The organism is Roseateles sp. P5_B10 (assembly GCF_056400485.1).
Window position 1 is genome coordinate 1 of sequence record NZ_JBFULE010000399.1, and the last position, 4,734, is coordinate 4,734.

Here is a 4,734-nt window from a genome sequence, read left to right on the forward strand (position 1 = left end):
TGTCCTGGCCGTTGAAGTACTCGACCTCGTCGCGCAACTGCGCCCAGGTCTGCGGCACCGCCAGCGGGTAGCCGTACTTCTGCCTGAACGCCGCCTGGTGCCGCGGGTGATTCAGCAGGTCGCGCCGGTAGTACAGCACCTGACCGTCGTGGTCGTAGGCGACCATGTACTTCTTGCCGCCGTAGGACAGCAGGGTGCGCGGGCCGGGCAGTACGTCGTCGATGTCCCACTTCGGAAATCGCGGGTCGTTGTAGAACTTCTCATACGACAGCAGGTGCCCGCCAGCCACCATGTCGCCGACCCACCAGGCAGCGGCAATCGACGCGTCGTACTTGCCGGTGTGGGTGGTCATGTCCGAGATGATGGTCGGGTAGTGCTCCACGCCGGCCAAGCGCACGATGTCGAGCTGAGCGCCGGTGGCCGCCTCGAACTCCTGCTTCACTTCGAGCAGCGCCACGCTGATCGCGCTCTTGGTGGCGATCACCGTCACCTTCTGACCCGCAAACAGGCACGTACCCGGCGCGCAGGCTGGCAGGACACGCGGCACGGGGACATCGTTGGCCTGGCCAACCGTGACGGTGGTGCTCTCGGGCCTGACGGGCGCGTTCGCCTCCGGGCCGTCAGCGGCCTGTGCCAGCGGGATCCAGCCGGTCAACAGCACCAGGCATGCACCCATGAGCCTGCTCAGAGTCATGTCGCCTCCATGAGGCCGGGGGTGCGTCGATATCGGAGGGCCTTGCGCAACCCACCGAATCGAGCCAAGCCGTGCTCACCAACCTCGATCCCACTCTATTCCACATCTCCAGTCCGCGGATTGGTGTTTGGCCGTACCGGCCCCTGTGCCGCTCGAGTCACCATTCCTGGGTCAGCGTCAGGCGAACATTGCGGCCAAACAGCGGTCGGCCATAGATGGCATCGGCCGAACCCTGCCCGGCCACCGCATCGGCGCGCGGGTTGCCTTCGGTCAGGCCCTTGGYGTTGGTGGCGTTGTCCACCATCAGCTGCACGGTGGTGCCGCCCCTGCTGGCCGACGTGCCCAGCGCCAGGGTCTGGTAGGCCGGCAGCGCCGTCGTGTTCTGCAGATCGACGTAGCGCCTTCCGGTGAAGTTGAAGCGGGCGTAGGCGCTGGCCTGCCAGTCCGCCACGGCGAAGTGGACAGTGGGACGGATATTGCCCCAGGCCTTGGGCTGGCGGATGGGCAACTTGCCTTCGGTCGTCAGCGACTGGTTGCCTRCAGCGCTGACCATGTTGCCGGACTTGGCCGGGCTGTAGGTCGCAGCGCCGTCCAACGTGAAACTTGAAATGAGGCGCCACGAGAATTCGAACTCCACGCCAGGGCTCTTCACGTCGCCGATGAAGACCTGGTTCGTGATGGTTCCAGTGGCGGGGTTGATTTCGGCCACCGTCGTCGCAAAGGGCTTGAACTGGCTCAGGAAGACGGTGGCGAAAGCCGAGAACGGCTCGGTCGAGTACTTCAAGCCGGCCTCGTACTGCTTGGCCTTGGTCGTCGTCGGCGCAGCGAATGTGTAGACGTTGATTTCGCCCGGCAGACGGTAAGCCACGGACGCGCGCGCATACACGCCCATGGCTCGCGTGAGCTCCTGATTGACACCGACGGTCCAGGAAGTCGGGTGGCCGTCAATCGGGCGCGGGGCGTTGACGCCGGTGTAACCCAGCGYCGAGTTGTCGGCCAGGGTGGCGGCGTTGCCCAGGTCGTACCGGGCCGTGTTCTTGCTGTAGCCGTCACCCTTGTAGCCGCTGCGCCGGACACCGAAATCCAGCGTGGTCTGCGGCACCGGCTTCCAGGTATCGGCAAGGTAGACCGATGTCTGGGTGACCGTGGATTCGCCGCCGATCAGCGTGGACGAGTAGCGCAGCACGCCGTTGTCGGTGACGCGGCCCAGCACGGCGCCGCCGGCGTCATAGGCAACCAGGTCCAGCGGCCGGGGCTTGCCGGCCAACTCCAGCAGCAAGTCCTGGAAGCGCAGGTTCATCGTGGACTTGTAGCGCGACAGCAGCAGGCCGCCGGTCAGGCTGTGCCGGCCTGCAAGTTCAAAGTCGCGGGTCACGCGCAGGTCGTTGGCGATGGTGTTGAAGTCGTTCTGGATCGAGCGGTAGCCCGCCTGCGCGACCAGGCCGGATGCGCCGTACGGGTCGTAGGCCGCGGACTGGCCGGCGTAGGTGTAGCCCAGGCGATTGACGCCGGCACCGAACGCCGTGCGTGAGGCAGTCAGGAAGCTGGCGGCAAAGGCGTTGGCGTCCGCCGGGTTGACGGTCGAGTACAAAGCATCGAAGTCGAGTTTGCCTTTCGTCAGCCTCAGCTTCTCGCTGAGCTGCCACCCACCCAGGTTGAGGTTGAGATCAACGCCGGTGTTGAAGTAGCGCAGTTGCCGGCCATTGGACAGGTCACGCGATTCGGTGGCACTGCTCGCGCCGCCCACAGTCGGGTAGATGAACTTGACGTTGCGCAGATACGGCGAATTCAGCGTGCCCTTGAAGTAGTCGATGTAGGGGTTCAGCGACTTGGACGGATCGCGCGGGTCTGCCACGGGAATAGGCAGCAGGAACACATTGCTGTCGTCGAAGACCTTGGCAAAAAACCTGGCTTCACCGTTGTCCAGCCTGTGCCGGATGTTCAGCCGCAACTGGCCGCCGGTGTCGCTGGGAAAGCCGTTGTCACGGTAGCCCCTGTGCTTGCGGTAGAAGCCGCCGACGGCGTAGTACGTCCGGTCGGCCAGCTTGCCGGAGGCGAAGCCGTCGAAGCGATACAGGCCGGTGTCGCCCAGCGTGAGCCGGGCGCCGTGCTCCGCCACTTCACCGCCCTGGCGCGTGATCAGGTTGAGGATGGCGGCCGCGTTGTCCGCAAATATCGGCGCTGGCCCGCCACGGACGACTTCGACGTTCTGGGTCATCAGGTCCGGGCGCAGCATGACGTCGCCCTTGAAGAAGTACCCGTCGTTCTCCCCGTAGATGAGCATGCCGTCTTCCTGGAACGTGAAGAAGTTCGACTCGTTCGGAATGCCGCGCACGCGATAAATGTTCTGGGCCTCGCCGCCGGTGGCTTCGGCCTGCACACCCGGCACCTGACCGAGGAGATCCGCCGTGTTCAGCGGTCCAAGCTTGTCGATGTCCGAAGACGACAGGCTCGAAACGGCGTAAGACGTGTCGAACTTGCGGCGGGCCACACCCGTGCCGGTGACCACCATCCGGTCCAGGCTCAGGCGGTTGGCCGCCGGGGGCGTCGACGGGGCTGTCGCTGCGGACGAGGGGGCGCTGGCGGCAGGTCCAGCGCTCAAGGGCGTGTCCTGCGCGTGTGCGGCGACGACCATCGCTAGAGTGGCTAGCGCGACTACTGTCTGCGGGAGCCTCGGGCGGAGCGTTGGAGYGTGTTTCACGTTGTCTCCAGATGTATCGCCGAACTCTTGCAGTGTAGGCAGGCGAGAGGCGAGGCGCCAGACGAGGATGAGCGTCCGCTTTGACCTGCGTCATGGCCCGGCGCAGGCCATGGGTGTCGAACTCGCCGTGTTACGAGTCCGCGGCCCGGCCGGCCGGCCAGCGCGTGAACGGGTTCACCGCCAGGTTGGCATTGACGTAACGGCCATCGCCGGTCACTTCGGCACCCAGCCAGCCGGGCCGGGCAAAGACCTGGCCCTCGTCGGCAAGCTCGATCTCGGCGACCAGCAAGCCGGCATTGGCGCCGAGGAATTCGTCGACTTCCCAGGTCATGCCTTCATGCGGGCACAGGTGGCGGATCTTCTCGACCACCGGACCGTCACACATGGCGAGCAGCTCCAGGGCATCGGCGATGGGCACCTCGTACTCGAACTCGGCCCGCGTCGCGCCCTGGGTCGTGCCCTTGATGGTCAGGAAGGCGGTGTCGCCGGCGACGCGCACGCGCACCGTGCGGGCCGGGTCACGGCTCAGATAGCCTTGGCTGAAGTGGGTCTGCTTCGTCACGGCCTGGCGCCAGCCGTCGCCGGCTATGAGGAATTTGCGTTCGATCTCAATGCCCATCGCTCATTCCCCACGCGCCGCGGCCTCGCGCAGCTTGTCCTTCTTGCTCTTGCGCGTCGTGCTCTTGATGCCGCCGATGGCCTGGGCTTCGGTGGCGACTGCCTCGGGCTCGAAGCCCTCCAGCCGCTCGCGTGGCACGCGCTGGCCCTGGCGCTTCTCGATGAGGCGGAAATGGCTCTCGGCGTTCTCGGCGCTGTCTGCGCAGATGAAGCTGACTGCCACCCCGGTGGCGCCGGCGCGGCCGGTGCGACCGATGCGGTGGGTGTAGTCGGCGGCCGAGCGCGGCAGCTCGTAGTTGACGACGGCGTCCAGCGCATCGACGTGCAAGCCGCGCGCGGCCACGTCGGTCGCGACAAGCACCTTGACGCTGCCGTTCTTCAGCGCCGCCAGCACGTCGCTGCGTGCACCCTGGCTCAGCTCGCCATGCAAGGCGCCGGCCTTGAAGCCATGGGCGAAAAGCTTGTCCGACACCAGCTCGGCCGTGTAGCGGCTGGCGACGAAGACCAGCGCGCGATCCCAGGCCTCTTCCTTGAGCAGTTGCCGCAGTGCGGGCAGGCGCTGGGCGCGGTCGAGCTGGATGGCACGCTGCGTGATCTGCGGCGGCGCTTCCTGGATGGCTATGCGCACCGGCTCGCGCAGCAACTGCTCGGCCAGCCCCTGCACGGCAGGCGGGCAGGTGGCGGAGAACAGCAGGGTCTGGCGCCGTGCGGGCACCAGCGC

4 protein-coding genes are annotated in these 4,734 nt (G+C 66.4%); all 4 read right to left on the reverse strand.

Annotation, left to right across the window (positions count from 1 at the left end; translation table 11 throughout):
• A partial coding sequence (locus tag AC1DU6_RS20335; protein ID WP_477859178.1) for an extracellular solute-binding protein occupies positions 1 to 676 on the reverse strand: 676 nt, incomplete at its 3' end.
• A 175-nt stretch (positions 677 to 851) separates the two neighbouring features.
• Complete coding sequence (locus tag AC1DU6_RS20340) at positions 852 to 3,296, reverse strand: TonB-dependent receptor (RefSeq protein ID WP_477859180.1); 2,445 nt, start codon at positions 3,294 to 3,296, stop codon at positions 852 to 854.
• 229 nt (positions 3,297 to 3,525) lie between these two features.
• Complete coding sequence (locus tag AC1DU6_RS20345) at positions 3,526 to 4,014, reverse strand: CYTH domain-containing protein (RefSeq protein WP_457325338.1); 489 nt, start codon at positions 4,012 to 4,014, stop codon at positions 3,526 to 3,528.
• A 3-nt stretch (positions 4,015 to 4,017) separates the two neighbouring features.
• A partial coding sequence (locus tag AC1DU6_RS20350) for a helicase-related protein (RefSeq protein ID WP_477859182.1) occupies positions 4,018 to 4,734 on the reverse strand: 717 nt, incomplete at its 5' end.

Bases quoted from the DNA above. Each gene is read 5' to 3' on its own strand.
- AC1DU6_RS20345 (WP_457325338.1), bottom strand. From the start codon at position 4,014: ATGGGCATTGAGATCGAACGCAAATTCCTCATAGCCGGCGACGGCTGG.